Annotated in this window: 12 protein-coding genes and 1 pseudogene; 5 read left to right on the top strand and 8 right to left on the bottom strand. The window is 67.9% G+C overall.

Annotated elements, in window-relative coordinates:
• The 8 genes and pseudogenes from AC07PA_RS21980 to AC07PA_RS21945 form a co-directional block, all read right to left on the bottom strand.
• A pseudogene (locus AC07PA_RS21980) lies at positions 1 to 149 on the bottom strand (electron transfer flavoprotein subunit beta/FixA family protein); the annotation flags it as partial.
• A gap of 27 nt (positions 150 to 176) precedes the next feature.
• Positions 177 to 1,151 (bottom strand): NAD(P)H-dependent flavin oxidoreductase, encoded by a 975-nt coding sequence (locus AC07PA_RS21975; RefSeq protein WP_494608765.1) that lies wholly within the window; start codon positions 1,149 to 1,151, stop codon positions 177 to 179.
• 7 nt (positions 1,152 to 1,158) lie between these two features.
• On the bottom strand, positions 1,159 to 2,160 hold the full coding sequence (locus AC07PA_RS21970) for a tripartite tricarboxylate transporter substrate binding protein (protein WP_494608766.1): 1,002 nt from the start codon (positions 2,158 to 2,160) through the stop codon (positions 1,159 to 1,161).
• A 43-nt stretch (positions 2,161 to 2,203) separates the two neighbouring features.
• Positions 2,204 to 3,439, bottom strand: coding sequence for a CaiB/BaiF CoA transferase family protein (locus tag AC07PA_RS21965; RefSeq protein ID WP_494608767.1), 1,236 nt, complete (start codon positions 3,437 to 3,439; stop codon positions 2,204 to 2,206).
• 43 nt (positions 3,440 to 3,482) lie between these two features.
• Positions 3,483 to 4,607, bottom strand: a complete 1,125-nt coding sequence (locus tag AC07PA_RS21960) for an acyl-CoA dehydrogenase family protein (protein WP_494608768.1) — start codon at positions 4,605 to 4,607, stop codon at positions 3,483 to 3,485.
• Positions 4,608 to 4,617: 10 nt separating this feature from the next.
• On the bottom strand, positions 4,618 to 5,826 hold the full coding sequence (locus tag AC07PA_RS21955) for an acyl-CoA dehydrogenase family protein (RefSeq protein ID WP_007853789.1): 1,209 nt from the start codon (positions 5,824 to 5,826) through the stop codon (positions 4,618 to 4,620).
• 13 nt (positions 5,827 to 5,839) lie between these two features.
• Positions 5,840 to 7,021, bottom strand: coding sequence for an acetyl-CoA C-acyltransferase (locus AC07PA_RS21950; protein WP_007853791.1), 1,182 nt, complete (start codon positions 7,019 to 7,021; stop codon positions 5,840 to 5,842).
• 17 nt (positions 7,022 to 7,038) lie between these two features.
• A complete protein-coding gene (locus AC07PA_RS21945; protein ID WP_494655390.1) occupies positions 7,039 to 9,168 on the bottom strand; it encodes a 3-hydroxyacyl-CoA dehydrogenase NAD-binding domain-containing protein in 2,130 nt (709 codons plus the stop codon).
• 108 nt (positions 9,169 to 9,276) lie between these two features.
• On the opposite strand from AC07PA_RS21945, the gene AC07PA_RS21940 reads away from it, so the two are divergent.
• The 5 genes from AC07PA_RS21940 to AC07PA_RS21920 all read left to right on the top strand — a co-directional run bounded on the left by AC07PA_RS21940 (position 9,277) and on the right by AC07PA_RS21920 (position 15,035).
• Complete coding sequence (locus AC07PA_RS21940) at positions 9,277 to 10,188, top strand: LysR family transcriptional regulator (protein ID WP_007853796.1); 912 nt, start codon at positions 9,277 to 9,279, stop codon at positions 10,186 to 10,188.
• Positions 10,185 to 11,177 carry an SMI1/KNR4 family protein gene (locus tag AC07PA_RS21935; protein WP_494608770.1) on the top strand — a complete coding sequence of 331 codons (993 nt, stop codon included), beginning with the start codon at positions 10,185 to 10,187 and terminating at the stop codon, positions 11,175 to 11,177. Before AC07PA_RS21940 ends, AC07PA_RS21935 begins: the two co-directional genes overlap by 4 nt.
• Positions 11,174 to 11,851 (top strand): hypothetical protein, encoded by a 678-nt coding sequence (locus AC07PA_RS21930; RefSeq protein ID WP_494608771.1) that lies wholly within the window; start codon positions 11,174 to 11,176, stop codon positions 11,849 to 11,851. The genes AC07PA_RS21935 and AC07PA_RS21930 overlap by 4 nt, the downstream gene beginning before the upstream one ends.
• Positions 11,852 to 12,009: 158 nt before the next feature.
• Positions 12,010 to 13,626: an ABC transporter substrate-binding protein gene (locus tag AC07PA_RS21925; protein ID WP_494608772.1), complete on the top strand. Its 1,617-nt coding sequence runs from the start codon at positions 12,010 to 12,012 to the stop codon at positions 13,624 to 13,626.
• Between the two features lie 68 nt (positions 13,627 to 13,694).
• A complete protein-coding gene (locus tag AC07PA_RS21920) occupies positions 13,695 to 15,035 on the top strand; it encodes an LLM class flavin-dependent oxidoreductase (RefSeq protein ID WP_494608773.1) in 1,341 nt (446 codons plus the stop codon).
• Positions 15,036 to 15,064 lie beyond the last annotated feature (29 nt).

Here is a 15,064-nt window from a genome sequence, read left to right as displayed (position 1 = left end):
TTCAGGCGCACGGCCTCTTCGACGGCGATTTCGTCAAAGGGGTTCATGCTCATCTTCACGTTGGCGATGTCCACACCCGTTTGGTCCGACTTGACTCGGACCTTGACGTTGTAGTCCACCACGCGCTTGACGGCGACGATTGCTTTCATGGAATTCTTTCTGAGTGGGTGGAAGGCTCAGCGGGCCAGGCCTGCCAGGCGTTCGTGGATCAGGGCATGGGCCTCGGCCATGGTCCGGTCGATCAATTGCTGCACCGTGGGCACGTCGTGGATCAGCCCGGCGACCATGCCGCAGGACCAGGCGCCGGCATCCATCTCGCCGCTTTGCATGATGCGTGGGTAGACACCGGCCACTTCGGGCAGGATGTCCTCGAAGGTGATCGCCGCGCCCAGCTCGCGCTCCTTGAGCAGCAGGCGCTCCACGGCGGCGTTGCTCAGCACCCGCTCGGTGTTGCGCAGCGGGCGCATGACCAAGCGCGTGTCGAGTTCGCTGGCCGCGACGATGGCGCGCTTGACGTTCTCGTGCACCGGCGCCTCCTGTGTGGCGATGAAGCGCGTGCCCATGTTCATGCCCTCGGCGCCCAGGGCCAGCGCGGCCACGAGCGAGCGGCCGTCGGCCATGCCGCCCGAGGCGACGAAGGGGATGCTCAGCTCTTCTGCCGCCCGCGGCAGCAGGATGAAGTTGGGCACGTCGTCCTCGCCCGGATGGCCGCCGCACTCGAAGCCATCGACGCTGATCGCGTCGCAGCCGATGGCCTGGGCCTTGAGCGCATGGCGCACCGAGGTGCATTTGTGGATGACCTTGATGCCGGCCTCCTTGAGCGCCGGCAGCCACTTCTGCGGGTTGTTGCCCGCGGTCTCGACCACCTTCACGCCGCCGTCGATGATGGCCTTCACGTAGCCCGGGTAGTCGGGCGGGTTGACCGAGGGCAGAAAAGTGAGGTTCACGCCAAAGGGTTTGTCGGTCATGGCGCGGCAACGCGCGATCTCGCGCGCCAGCAGCTCGGGCGTGCGCTGCGTCAGCCCCGTGACCATGCCCAGGCCACCCGCATTGGAGACGGCCGACGCCAGCTCGGCCAGGCCCACGTGGTGCATGCCGCCCTGGATGATCGGGTGCTCGATGCCGAAGAGTTCGGTGATGCGTGTCTTCATGGCGGTGTCACTCCGTGGCGATGGATTTTTCGCGGATCAGCTGGCCCCACTTGGCATAGTCCTGCTGCAGGTGCTGGCCCATCTGCGCCGGGTCCTGGAAGCGTGCGATGGCACCGGCATGCAGCAGCTTTTCCTGGATCTCCTTGTCGGCCAGGATCTGGCGGACCTCGCCGGCGATGCGCTCCACCACCGCCTTGGGCGTACCCGCAGGGGCCAGCAGGCCGCCCCAGGAGACGGCGTCATAGCCTTTGAAGCCCTGCTCGGCGATGGTCGGCACATCAGGCAGCATGGCCACGCGCTGGGGCGACCCGATGGCGATGGCGCGCAGCTTGCCGGCCTTGATGTGGGGCAGGGCGGCCACCAGGTCGGCGTACATCACCGGCACCTGGCCGCCGATGGTGTCGGTGATGGCCGGAACGCCGCCCTTGTAGGGCACGTGCTGCATGTCGAAGCCGCCCATCTGCTTGAGCAGCTCCATGCTCAGGTGGCCGAAGCTGCCCGCGCCCGAACTGGTGTAGTTGAGCGGCGTCTTCTGCGCCTTGGCGTGGGCAATGAGCTTGCGCAGGTCGGTCACGTCCGGCAGTTGGGTGGGGTTGACCACCACGACGATGGGCAGGTCGTACACCGTGGCCACCGGGGCGAAGTCCTTCACCGTGTCGTAGCCCGCCTTCTTGTACAGGTGGGGCGCCAGCAGGGTGGGGGTGGCCAGCATCATCAGCGTGTAGCCGTCGGGCTCGGCCTTCATCACCTGCAGCGCGGCGATGGAGCCCGAAGCGCCCGGGCGGTTCTCCACCACCACGGCCTGCTTGAGGCGCTCGGCCAGCTTCTGTCCGACGATGCGCGAGGCCGTGTCTGTCGGGCCGCCGGCCGGGAAGGGCACGATCAGCTTGATCAGGCTGGCAGGCCAGGCGTCCTTGGCGGGCTGGGCCAGGCTGCTGCCCAGCAGGGCTGCGCCGCCCAGGGCGGCCAGGCCCTGCAGGGCGGTGCGGCGGTTGAAAGAGGTTCTCATGGTCTTGTCTCGGTGTTGTGAATGTCGGTTTGCACGGGTGGCGTCAGGCGGTCGGAAGGGTCAGCACGCCCTGCTGCTGCAGTTGCTGCAGTTCGTCCTCGCCCAGCGCAAGCAGGCGCTGCAGCACTTCGCGCGTGCCCTCGCCCAGCGTGGGTGGTGCATTGCGCACAGGCAGGCGCTGGCCGTCCAGCCGATAGGGCGGCGCAAACACCGGTGTGGTTCCGGTCACGGGGTGGGGCATGTCCTGCACCAGGCCGCTCGCGCGCGTGCGCTCGCTGGTCAGGGCTTCGTGCAGGCCCGCAACCCGGCCGCAAGGGATGCCGGCGGCCGCCATGCGTTCGAGCAGCGCATCGCGCGGCAGTGAGAGGATCATGCCGTTGAGCAGCGGCACCAGTGCCGGCCTGTTCTTGGCGCGCTCCACATTGGTCGCGAAGCGCGGGTCTTCGACGATGTCCGGCCGCCCGATGACCTGGCGGCAAAACTTGTCGAACTGCGTGTTGTTGCCCACGGCGATGATCAGTGGGCCGTCGGCCGCCTCGAACATGCCGTAGGGCACGATGGAGGGGTGGGCGTTGCCGTAGCGCGCCGGGTCGCGGCCCAGCTGCAGCGCGTCGAGCCCGTAGTAGCCGGTGACCATGATGCCGCAGTCGTACAGCGCCATCTCGATGAGCCGGCCCTTGCCCGTGCGCTCGCGGCGGAACAGGGCGGCCAGCACGGCCTGGGCGGCATGCATGCCGGTCACCAGGTCCACCACGGCCACGCCGAACTTCAGGGGCGGCTGCTCGGCTTCGCCGTTCAGCGCCATGAGGCCGGCTTCGCCCTGGATCACCAGGTCGTAGCCGGGGCGCTTGGCCTCGGGGCCGCTCGCGTCGTAGCCAGCCACGGCGCAGTAGACCAGGTCGGGCCGGATGGCCCTCAACTGCTCGTAGCCCAGGCCCAGCTTCTCGGCGCCGCCGGTCTTGAAGTTGTGGATCACCACGTCGAACTGCGGCAGCAGGTCGTGGATGATCCGCAGGCCCTCGGGGCTTTGCAGGTCCAGCGTGATGGACCGCTTGTTGCGGTTCATGCTGTTGTAGTAGGTGGTCTCGGTCTTGCCGATGCGCATGCCCCAGTCGCGCGTGTCGTCGCCGCGGCCCGGGTGCTCGACCTTGATGACCTCGGCGCCGAAGTCGGCCAGCACCTGGCCGCACAGCGGCCCGGCGAAGACGCGCGACAGGTCCAGCACGCGCACGCCTTCGAGGGGCAGGTCGATTTCCTGGGACGGTTGTTGGATGGTCATGGTTCAGTCTCCTTGGATGTCCCGGAAAAATGGGGGCCCGGTGTCAGCCCAGCGCCATGTAGCGCGCCAGGTGGTGGTCTTCGTCGCCCAGCTGGTGGTCGATCATCACCAGCCGCTTGGCATAGTGCGACAGCGGCAGCTCCCAGGTCATGCCGATGCCGCCATGCATCTGGATGCTCTCCTCGGACACCAGGGCGCCAATGCGGCCGATGGTGAACTTGGCGGCCGACAGTGACCGTTCGCGCTCCACGCGCTCGCCATCCATGGCGGCCGCGGCGTTGATCACGGCCGAGCGTGCCTGTTCCACCTCCAGCAGCAGGTCGGCCATGCGATGCTGCAGCGCCTGGAAGCTGCCGATCGGCACGCCGAACTGTTTGCGCGTCTGCAGGTATTCGAGCGTATCCTTCTTGGCCACCTCCATGGCGCCCAGCGCCTCGGCGCACAGCGCCAGCACGCCCCAGCCCAGGGCCAGCTCCAGCGTGGCCAGGCCCTGGCCCTCGGTGCCCAGCAGCGCGTCCGCGCCTACCTGCACATTGTTGAAGGTGATGTCGGCAGCGCCCCCACCGTCGATGCGGCCATAGCCGCGGCGCTCCGCGCCCGGCGCATCGGCCGGCACGAGGAACAGCGAAATGCCGTCCTCGCTGTCCACCGCGCCCGCGGTGCGGGCCGAGACCAGCAACAGCTGCGCCTGCGCGCCCTGCACAACCATGGCCTTTGTGCCCGAAAGTGCCCAGCCCTTGTCGTTGCGCACGGCCTGCGTGGCGGCGCGCGCCAGTTCGTAGTGGCTGCCCGGCTCGTCGTGCGCCAGCGCGGCCACGGTGCTGCCGTCGATCAGGCCCGCAATGCGCTCCTTTTGCGCAGGCGTTCCAGCCGCCGCCAGGGCGCGCCCGACCATCAGGGCTCCTAGAAAGGGCTCCACCACCAGGCCACGGCCCAGGGCCTCGAAGACCACGGCGATATCGAAGCCGGCACCGCCAAAGCCGCCATCGGCTTCGGGGAAGAGGGCGCCAATGGCGCCCAGCTCGGCGAACTGGCCCCAAAGGTCCGGCGACATGCCGGTCGCGCCATAGGCAATGGCGTTGCGGGTCTCCATGGGGCACTGCCCGGCGACAAAGCGGTCCAGGGTGTCCGCCAGCATGCGGCGGTCTTCGGTGTGTTCAAAGTTCATCGCGGCAACCTCACAGGCCCAGGATCATCTTGGAGATGATGTTCTTCTGGATTTCATTGGAGCCGCCGAAGATCGACAGCTTGCGGTAGTTGAAGTAGTTGGCTGCCGCCGTGGCCGCCTCGGCAGGGCCCGTGGAGGGGCCTGCAAGGTCCTGGTGCTGCGCCTCCTCGATGTAGGGCAGGGCCGCAGGGCCCATGGCGCGGCGGATCAAGGACAGGATCTCCTGGCGGATCTCGGTGCCGCGGATCTTGAGCATGGAGCTTTCGGCCCCCGGCACGCCGCCGCCGGCCACGGCCGCGATCACGCGCAGGTTGGTGGTCTTCATGTTCTCGAGGTCGATCTCGACCTTGGCCATGCGCGTGGCGAACTGCGGGTCCTGGTCCAGCGGGCGGCCATTGCGCTGCACTCTGGCGGCGATGACCTTGAGCTTTTCGAGCGCGGCCACCGAGAAGCCCACGCCGGCAATGCCGGTGCGCTCGTAGGTCAGCAGGTACTTGGCGTAGGTCCAGCCCTTGTTCTCTTCGCCCACCAGGTTCTCGACCGGCACGCGCACATCGGTGAAGAACACCTCGTTGACCTCGCTGTCGCCGTCGAGCGTGCGGATGGGGCGCACCTCCACGCCCGGGGTGTCCATGTCCACCAGCAGAAAGCTGATGCCCGCCTGGGCCTTGGCCTCGCGCTGGGTGCGCACCAGGCAGAAGATCATGTTGGCATGCTGGCCCTGGGTCGTCCAGGTCTTCTGGCCGTTGACGATGTAGTGCTCGCCCTTTCCATCCGATCCGCGCACAGCCGTGGTCTTGACCGAGGCCAAGTCTGAGCCCGCGCCCGGCTCGGAGTAACCCTGACACCACCAGTCGGCACCGCTCAGGATGCGCGGCAGCCAGTACTGCTTCTGTGCCTCGTTGCCGTACTTGATCAGCACCGGTCCCAACATGTTGAGACCGAACGGCACGATGCGTGGCCCGCCCGCGACGGCGCACTCGGTGTCGAAGATGAACTTCTGCACCGCGCCCCAGCCCGGGCCGCCGTACTGCGCGGGCCAGTGGTTGGCCAGCCAGCCGCGTGCGTTGAGGATGGCATGCCAACCTTCCTGGTCGGCCTTGGTCAGGCGCTGTCCGGCCTTGACCTTGTGCGCCAGGGAGGCGGGCAGTTGGTCTTTCAGAAAGGCCTGCACTTCCTCGCGAAAGGCCTGTTCCTCAGGGGTGAATTGCAGATCCATGTCGTGCCTCGCTTCAGAATATTTCAAACAGCCCGGCGGCGCCCATGCCACCGGCGATGCACATGGTCACCACACCCCATTTCGCCTTGCGGCGCCGGCCTTCGAGCAGGATGTGGCCGGCCAGGCGTGCGCCCGTCATGCCAAAGGGGTGGCCGATGGAGATGGCGCCGCCGTTGACGTTCAGCCGCTCCATGGGAATGCCCAGCCGGCGCTGGCAGTACAGGGCCTGCGAGGCGAAGGCCTCGTTGAGCTCCCACAGGCCGATGTCCTCGACCGTGAGGCCATGGCGCGCCAGCAGCTTGGGCACGGCGAACACCGGGCCGATGCCCATCTCATCGGGCTCGCAGCCGGCCACCGCCATGCCGCGGAAGGCGCCCAGCGGCTGCAGGCCCAGGCGCTCGGCCTCCCTGGCCTCCATCAGCACGCAGGCCGAGGAGCCATCGGACAGCTGCGAGGCATTGCCGGCCGTGACGAACTGGCCGGGGCCCTTGACGGGTTCGAGCGCCAGCAGGCCTTCGAGCGTGGTGCCGGGGCGGTTGCAGGTGTCGCGCGTGGCGACCACGTCGCGGTAGGTGACCTCGCCGGTGTCCTTGTTCTTTTCGGCCATGCGCGTGGCGCAGGGGATGATCTCGGCGTCGAACAGGCCAGCAGCCTGCGCGGCCGCCGTGCGCTGCTGGCTCTGCAGCGAGAAGGCGTCCTGGTCCTCGCGCGAGATGCCGTAGCGCTGGGCCACCACATCGGCGGTGTCGATCATGGCCATGTACAGCGCGGGCTTGTGCTCCACGAGCCAGGGGTCCATGTCGGTGGGCAGGTTGTTGCCCGGGCGGATACCGGAGATGGTTTCCACCCCGCCCGCGATCATCGCCGGCACGCCCTCGGCCACGATGCGGCCGGCCGCGATGGCGATGGACTGCAGGCCCGAGGCGCAAAAGCGCGTGACCGTGGTGCCCGCCACCGACAGCGGCAGTCCGGCGCGCAGCACGGTCTGGCGGCCCAGGTTGCGGCCCTGGAAGCCGTCGGGGTTGCCGCAGCCCAGGATGAAGTCCTCGAACATGGCTGGGTCCACGCCCGAGCGCTCGACGGCCGCCGTGACGGAGAACGCGGCCAGTTGGGCAGCCGGCGTGGCATTGAATTCGCCGCGGTGCGACTTGGCCAGCGGGGTGCGGGCGGTGGAAACGATGACGGCTTCACGCATGGTGGGTGTCTCCTGGTTCAAGCGGTTTGGTTCAGGCTGTCGAAATTGCGGCCCTCGGCCACCAGCTGTTCGAGCAGGGCGGCGGGCTTCCAGAACAAGGGGTCATCCTGGGCGAATTCGCGGATGTCGGCCAGCACCTGGGGCAGGCCCTGCATGTCGGCCCACTTCATGGGGCCACCGCGGTGGCGCGGAAAGCCGTAGCCCGACAGGAAGGTCACGTCCACGTCCAGCGGGCGCAAGGCGATGCCCTCGGCCACCACCTTGGCGCCTTCGTTGACCATGGCGGCCATGTAACGGCGCATGATCTCGTCGGCGCTGAACGGGCTCGGCACCACGCCCTTCCTGGCGCGCTCGGCGTCGACGATGGCCAGCACCTCGGGGTCGCTCTGGCCCACGCGGGCGCCCTCGGGGTAGAGGTAAAAGCCCCGGCCGGTCTTCTGGCCGAACCAGCCGCGCTCGCAGATGCGGTCGGCAATCTCCACATAGCGCGCCTTGGGGTCGCGCGTGGCGGCACGGCGCTTGCGCGTGGCCCAGCCGATGTCGCCACCGGCCAGGTCAGTCACCTGGAAAGGGCCCATGGGGTAGCCAAAGCCGCGCACGGCGGCATCGATCTCGTACGGGCTGGCGCCGTCTTCCATCAGGTAGTCGGCTGCCTGCTTGTACACGGCCAGGATGCGGTTGCCGATGAAGCCGTCGCACACGCCGGCACGCACGGGCACCTTCTTGAGCCGCTTGGCCAACTCGAAGGCCGTGGCCACCACGTCGGCGCTGACCCGGGCGGGCACCACGATCTCCAGCAGCTTCATGATGTTGGCGGGGCTGAAGAAGTGCAGGCCGATCACGTCTTGCGGGCGTGCCGTGGCGGCCGCAATCGCGTCGATGTCCAGGTAGGAGGTATTGGTGGCCAGCACGGCGCCGGGCTTGCAGACACGGTCGAGCTCGCGGAACACGGTCTTCTTGACCTCTATGTCTTCGAACACTGCCTCGATCACCAGATCGGCGCTGGCGATGTCCTCGTAGCGGGTGCTGCCGGTGTAGCGCGCCAGCGTGGCGGCCTTGGTCTCGGCGCTCATGCGGCCCTTGGCCACCAGGGCGTCGTAGACCTTTTCCACATGGGCCCGGCCGCGGGCGATCGAGACCTCGTCGCGCTCGATCATGGTCACGGGCAGGCCCGCGTCGAGGGCCGAGACGGTAATGCCCGCGCCCATGGTGCCGCCGCCGATCACGGCGATGGAGGTGACGGGGCGCGGTGCGGCGGCCTTGGCCTCGGGCACCTTGGCGACTTCGCGCTCGGCAAAAAAGGCATGGATCAGGCCGGCGCGCTGCGGGCTGTCCAGGCAGGCCAGGAACTGCGCGCGCTCGAACTGCATGCCCTGCGCGAAAGGCAGGTCCAGCGCGGCCTGCACGCAGTCGATGATCTTCATGGGGGAGAACAGGCCGAGCGCGGACTTGGCGGTCTCGGCCTTGAGGGCATCGAGTTCGGCCTGGGCCGCGGCCTTGTCGGCCAGGCGCCCGGGCAGGGCGCTGGTGGGGCGCACCGGCGCCTGGAGGGCCAGCAGCTCGCGCACATAGGCCAGACCGGCGGCCACGGAGTCGCTGCCCTCGGCCACCGCATCCACCAGGCCAGAGGCCAGCGCCGCCTGGGCGTTGAGGTGCTTGCCGCTGAGCATGAGCTCGGTGGCGGCCTTCACCCCCATGAGGCGCGGTGCGCGCTGCGTGCCGCCAGAGCCGGGCAGCAGGCCCAGCAACACTTCGGGCAGGCCCAACTGGGCCCCGGGCAGCGCCAGCCGGTAGTGGGCCGAGAGCGCCACTTCCAGCCCACCGCCCAGCGCCGCGCCGTGGATGGCGGCCACCACCGGCTTGCTGCAGGCCTCGATGGCCTGGCAGACCTCGGGCAGGGCCGGCGGCACCGGCGGCTTGCCGAACTCGCGGATGTCGGCCCCGGCAATGAAGGCGCGGCCTTCGCCCACGATCAGCACGGCCTGGATGCCGGCATCGGCCTCGGCCACTGCGATCGCCGCCAGCAAGCCCTGGCGCACGGCCGCCCCCAGGGCATTCACCGGCGGGTTGTCCACGCTGACCAGCAGCACGCCCTCTTGCGGGGTCCACCGAACGACAGAAGCAGGGGCTGGAAGGGTCACGCGCATGTCTCCTCTATGGGCTTTTAGGAAACCGGGATTCTTGCGGTGACAATGATTTATAACAATCCCCGCTGGAATTGACAGACTGTCAAAACATTTGAAACAATCGCCCCCATGGATTCCCACTCTCTGGCCTTGCTGGTCGAAATCATCGACAGCGGCAACCTGAGCCAGGCCGCGCGCAAGCTCAAGGTGTCCCGCGCCAATGTCAGCTACCACCTGACCCAGCTCGAAAAATCCGTGGGCGTGCAGCTGGTGCGGCGCACCACCCGCCGGGTAGAACCCACCGAGGTGGGAATGCGCCTGTACGAGCACGGCCGCAGCATCCAGAACGAGATGCTGGCCGCGCGCGAGACCATCGCCACCCTGGGGCAGGGCCTGCAAGGGCGCGTGGGCATCAGCGTGCCCAGCGGCTATGGGCAGATCGTGATGAGCGACTGGCTGATCGAGTTCAAGCGCCTGTACCCCGGCATCGTGCTGGACGTGCTGTTCGAGAACCGCGCCGACAACCTGCGCGACGAGGTGGACATCGCCATCCGCGTGATCCAGGAGCCGCCGCTGTCCCTGGTGGCGCGCAGCCTGGGCACGGTGCGCTACATCGCCTGCGCCTCGCGCGCCTTTGCCCAGCAGCACGGCCTGCCCCAGACGCTGTTCGAACTGCGCAGCGCCCCGCTCATCACCGCCGGCGTGACGGGGCGGCAACTGCGCCTGAGCGCCTACCAGGGCGATGAGCGGCAGGAACTGCTGCTGGAGCCGACGCTGATATCCGAACACTTCCCGTTCTTGCGCCAGGGCATCCTCGCGGGCCTGGGCGTGGGCCTGGTGCCGGACTACGTGGTGAAGGACGCCATCGAATCGGGCGAGGTGCTGACCACGCTGGACGACTACCGCCTGAGCATCTTCGGCACGCGCATGCACCTGTTGTACATGCCCAACCGCCACCAGACGCGCGCGGTGCGCCTGTGCATCGAATTTTTGCTGGACAAGGCGCGGGCCGCGCAAGGGGAAGGGGGGCAGGGCGCATGAACACCAGGACGACTCCGTTTTCGGGCTTCGATCTGTCCGGTTTCTGGGAGGACAGCGACTACGCGCGCAAGGAATATGTCGAGCCGCCGCCCACGCCTGCGGCCATTGCCGCCGTCGAGGCCGCGCTGGGCTACCGGCTTCCGGCCAGCTACATCGCGCTGATGCAGTCGCAAAACGGCGGCATTCCGGCCCGCTGCTGCTTCCCCACCGACCAGCCGAGTTCCTGGGCCGACGACCATGTGGCGATCAGCGCCTTCAAAGGCATTGGCTTCGCACAGCAGTGGAGCATGTGCGGCGGCCTGGGCAGCCGCTTCAAGATCGAGGAGTGGGACTACCCGGACATCGGCGTGTACTTCGGCGACTGCCCCTCGGCCGGGCACGACATGATCGCGCTCGACTACCGTGCCTGCGGGCCGGCCGGCGAGCCCGCCGTAGTGCACGTGGACCAGGAGAGCGACTACCGCATCACGCCGCTCGCGCCGGACTTCGAGACCTTTGTGCGCAGTCTGGTGCATGAATCCGCATACGAGGACGACCCCGAGGACGTGAAGAACGACGCGCTGGACCATGTGCGCAGCGCGCCTTTCCACTCGCGGCTGCAAAAGCTCTGCGACCAGTGGCCCGACCCGCGGATGCCCGCGGCCATCCGCCGCCTGGCCGAGGCCATCGTGGAGGACAAGGGCTTTTTCGCGCTGCATGCGGACGCGAACTCGCACCGGATGTACGCCGCGCAGTTCCTGCTGCTCAGCCACAGCCGCCCGGTGCGCTCGATGGAAGGCTTCATGCAGTCCTACCCCGGCGTCATCGCGATGGTGGGCAGCGCGAATTTCGGCACTGGCGGCTGGGCACCGGGCTTCGTAGAGGACTGGTTCCAGGCGCGCGCCAGCACCGGCGAACTGGTGCAGGTGGATGGCCATTGGGGCTTCAGCGCGGATTTCCGGGCGGAGCTGCTGCGACAGCTCACCGATGGCCGGCCGGAAGCCGCATGAAGGGCCACGCGCACCGCACCCTGGCCTTCCTGGCGGCGTTGGCCTCCATGGGTGTCCTTCCCGCCGCCCGGGCCGAGCAGGCGGCCACCGTCCATGTCGCAGCCTGTGGCCTTGAATTCGATCTGCCTGCCGGCTACAAAGTCACCCGGCCCCAACGTTCCGCGGATGAACGCAATGGCCGCGCATGCGCCTTCGACATCGTCAAGGTCCGGGCCGAACCCGCACCCCGCGGCGAATGCAAGGACCAGGAGCAGGGCGGCCAGCCGCCCTACAAGGTGTGCGACTGGAGGATCGATGCCGGCCCTCCGACACCCAGTGTGCGGGTGGCGCGCGCGGACTCCGGGGGCACTGCGCTTTTGGAGTCCTTCACGCGCGCCGAGGATGGCCGCTGGATGGTGCCGAACGCGCATGCCGGTGACCAGCCCGCCGAAGCGGGCGAGTTCTGCGGCAAGCCCGCCTGGAGAGGCGAGACCATCGTGCGCATGTTCTGGCTGCGCACGCGCACCCCGTACACGGGCATCTATGCCGGTTCGGGCAGCGCCGAGGTCACGTTGGTGCAGTTCGCGCCCAACCTCCTCGTGCAGCTGCAAAACCCGCCCATCGACAACACGGGCGAGTTCTCGGCCTTCTGCGCCAGCCTGCGCCTGGGCGCACGCGTGCAGGATCTGCCTTAGCGCCTGGCGGTGCGCCCCGGCGTCGGATGCCAGCGCCAGCGGGCGCAGACCTGCCATTTTCCGCGTTTGTTTCCTCGAAATCGGTCTAAGCCTGGGCCGGGCATGGCCCCTAGCATGGGCGCCTTTCACCGTGCTGCCACCTTTTTCAGGAGTCCGCCATGCCTGCCCGCCCGTCCTCATCCGCCGCCTTGCCACGGCCGGCCACTCACGTCCTGGTCGCACTGGCCTGGTGCCTTGCCTCGCTGGCGGGCCAGACCCAGGCTGAGCCGGTGCGCGGCGGCACGCTGCAGTTCGTGGCAGGGCCTGAATCAGCCACCATCGTCTCCATCGACAACACGTTCGGCTTTCCGCAGAAGGTGGGTACCAAGGTCCTGGAAGGGCTCCTGGCCTACGACTTCGACCTGAGCCCGCAGCCGCGGCTGGCCACGGAATGGGCCGTGTCGCCCGATGGCCTGCAGTACCGCTTCAAGCTGCGCCCCGGCGTCAAGTGGCACGATGGCAAGGACTTCAGCTCGGCCGACGTGGCGTTCTCCATCCTCACGCTCAAGGAGTTCCATCCCCGCGGCCGGGCGACCTTTGCCAATGTGACGGAGGTCAGGACGCCCGATGCGCTCACGGCCACCATCGTGCTCTCCAAGCCCGCGCCGTACCTGCTCACGGCACTGGCGTCCAGTGAATCCCCCATCGTGCCCAGGCACCTGTACGCAGGCACCGACATCCGCACCAACCCCTACAACGCCAAGCCGGTGGGCACGGGGCCCTTCGTGTTCAAGGAATGGGGCAAGGGCAGCCATGTGATCCTGGAGCGCAACCCCGACTACTGGGACAAGCCCAAACCCTACCTGGACCGCATCGTGGTGCGCATCGTCACCGATGCCAGCGCCCGCGCCGCCGGGCTCGAGGCCGGGCAGATCGACCTGAGCGGCGATTCGCCCGTGCCCCTGGGCGACGTGGCCCGCATCAAGACCCTGCCGCACCTGGAAGTGCAGACCAAGGGCTATGAGTACGTGGCCAACCAGTCGCAGTTCGAGTTCAACCTCGACACGCCGCAGCTCGCCCACCAGAAGGTGCGCCAGGCGATCGCCCATGCAGTGGACGCCAAGGCCCTGGTCGACGTGGCCTGGTATGGCTTTGCACAACCCTCGCCATCGCCCATCAGCCCGGTGCTCAGGCAGTACAGCGACACCAGCATCCGCCACCACAAATTCGACACGGCCCTGGCCGAAAAGCTGCTGGACGAAGCCGGCTTTGCCCGCAAGGCCGATGGCAAGCGCTTTGCATTGCGCCTGACCTACAACCCCTACTACCAGGAAGGCAACCGCCGCACGGCCGAGTTTGTGCGCCAGGCGCTGGGCCGGGTGGGCATCGACGCGACCATTGCCGCCTATGACTTCGGCGGCTTCGTCAAGGCGGTGTACACCGACCGGGCCTTCGACATCAGCGTCAACAACCTGAACAACAACTTCGACCCTACGGTGGGCGTGCAGCGCATCTACTGGTCCAAGAACTTCAAGCCCGGCCTGGGCTTCTCGAACGCCAGCCACTACAGCAACCCCGAGGCCGACCAGCTGCTCGAAGCCGCCGCCATCGAGGCCAGCCCGGCCAAGCGCCGCGAGCTGTTCGCGCGCTTTCAGCAACTGGTGCACCGCGACCTGCCGGTGGTCAACCTCACCGCCTTCCAGCCCCTCACGGTGGCCCACAGGAAGGTGCGCAACCACACCACCAACTCCAACGGGCTCAACGATTCGTTTGCCGACGTGTACCTGGAGAAATGAGCCCTTGGCGCTTCTGCCTGCCTCCCCCGATGAAACCCCGGTCTAGCACCCGATTCTTTGCTCCTTCCATGCCCCAACGTTCCGGATTCCTGCGCTTCGGCGCCTTTCTCTACCCCACTGGCCACCACCTGGCCGCCTGGCGCCACCCTGACGCGGTGCGCGGCGCGGGCCTGGACATCCACCACTACCGGGCACTGGCCCGGGCGGCCGAGGCGGCGCGCTTCGACCTGATCTTCCTGGCGGATGGTGTGGGCACGCGCGGCAGCAACCCCGAGGTGCTCAGCCGCACGGCGCACAGCTATGTCTCGCAGTTCGAGCCGCTGACCCTGCTGTCAGCACTGTCGTCCGTGACCGAGCACATCGGCCTGGTGGCCACGGCATCGACCAGCTTCAACGAGCCCTTCCACATCGCGCGCAAGTTCGCCTCGCTAGACCACCTGAGCGGCGGCCGTTCGGGCTGGAACCTCGTGACCTCGTCGAGCGAGCACGAGGCGCGCAACTTCAATCGCGATACACACTACGTTCATGCCGAGCGCTACGAGCGCGCCAGCGAGTTCGCCGACGTGGTGCTGGGCCTGTGGGACAGTTGGGATGACGGAGCGTTTTTGTGGGACAAGCAGGGCGGCCGGGTCTTCGACCCTGCGCGCCGCCATGTGCTCAACCACCAGGGCAAGCATTTTCAGGTGCAAGGCCCGCTGAACGTTGCGCGCTCACCGCAGGGGCGGCCAGTTGTCGTGCAGGCCGGCTCCTCCGACGCCGGCAAGGACCTGGCGGCGCGCACGGCCGAGGTGGTGTTCACCGCGCAGCAGACCCTGCAGGACGCCGTCGATTTTTACGCCGACCTCAAGGGTCGTGTCGAAGCCTATGGCCGCGACCCCGACAGCCTGCTCATCATGCCCGGCGTGTTTCCGGTGGTGGGGCGCAGCGAGGGCGAGGCGCAGGAGAAGTTCGAGCAGCTGCAGTCGCTGATCGACCCGGTGCTCGGCCTGTCCATGATCTCAGGCCTGACCGGAGGCGTGGACCTGTCGGGCTACGACCTCGACGGGCCCATCCCGGAGCTGCCCGAGACCAACGCCAGCAAGAGCCGCCAGGAGTTGACCCTGCAGCTCGCGCGCCGCGAAAACCTGACCATCCGTCAGTTGTATCTGAGGGTGGCGGGGGCACGGGGGCATTGGCAGTTGGTGGGCACGCCGGTGCAGATAGCCGATCAGCTCGAGGAGCGGTTCGTCCATCGCGGAGCCGATGGGTTCAATGTGATGGCGCCGGTGTTGCCTACAGGGCTGACGGATTTTGCGGAGCTGGTGTTGCCTGAGCTGCGCCGACGGGGGCTGGCGCGTTCGGAATACGACGGCGCGACCTTGCGAGAGAACCTGAGATTGGTGCGGCCTCTAGGCAGCCGTGTAGGGTAGCGAGAGGTTCGGGAAGAAGAAAGGGGCCT

The organism is Acidovorax sp. GW821-FHT09B03, from assembly GCF_059418305.1.
This window is presented reverse-complemented; position numbering and strand designations above follow the sequence as displayed.

Excerpts from the sequence above, each read along its gene's own strand:
- AC07PA_RS21960 (WP_494608768.1), bottom strand. The coding sequence starts at position 4,607 with ATGAACTTTGAACACACCGAAGACCGCCGCATGCTGGCGGACACCCTG.
- AC07PA_RS21955 (WP_007853789.1), bottom strand. The coding sequence starts at position 5,826 with ATGGATCTGCAATTCACCCCTGAGGAACAGGCCTTTCGCGAGGAAGTG.
- AC07PA_RS21950 (WP_007853791.1), bottom strand. The coding sequence starts at position 7,021 with ATGCGTGAAGCCGTCATCGTTTCCACCGCCCGCACCCCGCTGGCCAAG.
- AC07PA_RS21965 (WP_494608767.1), bottom strand. The coding sequence starts at position 3,439 with ATGACCATCCAACAACCGTCCCAGGAAATCGACCTGCCCCTCGAAGGC.
- AC07PA_RS21970 (WP_494608766.1), bottom strand. The coding sequence starts at position 2,160 with ATGAGAACCTCTTTCAACCGCCGCACCGCCCTGCAGGGCCTGGCCGCC.
- AC07PA_RS21920 (WP_494608773.1), top strand. The coding sequence starts at position 13,695 with ATGCCCCAACGTTCCGGATTCCTGCGCTTCGGCGCCTTTCTCTACCCC.
- AC07PA_RS21945 (WP_494655390.1), bottom strand. The coding sequence starts at position 9,168 with ATGCGCGTGACCCTTCCAGCCCCTGCTTCTGTCGTTCGGTGGACCCCG.
- AC07PA_RS21975 (WP_494608765.1), bottom strand. The coding sequence starts at position 1,151 with ATGAAGACACGCATCACCGAACTCTTCGGCATCGAGCACCCGATCATC.
- AC07PA_RS21930 (WP_494608771.1), top strand. The coding sequence starts at position 11,174 with ATGAAGGGCCACGCGCACCGCACCCTGGCCTTCCTGGCGGCGTTGGCC.
- AC07PA_RS21925 (WP_494608772.1), top strand. The coding sequence starts at position 12,010 with ATGCCTGCCCGCCCGTCCTCATCCGCCGCCTTGCCACGGCCGGCCACT.
- AC07PA_RS21935 (WP_494608770.1), top strand. The coding sequence starts at position 10,185 with ATGAACACCAGGACGACTCCGTTTTCGGGCTTCGATCTGTCCGGTTTC.
- AC07PA_RS21940 (WP_007853796.1), top strand. The coding sequence starts at position 9,277 with ATGGATTCCCACTCTCTGGCCTTGCTGGTCGAAATCATCGACAGCGGC.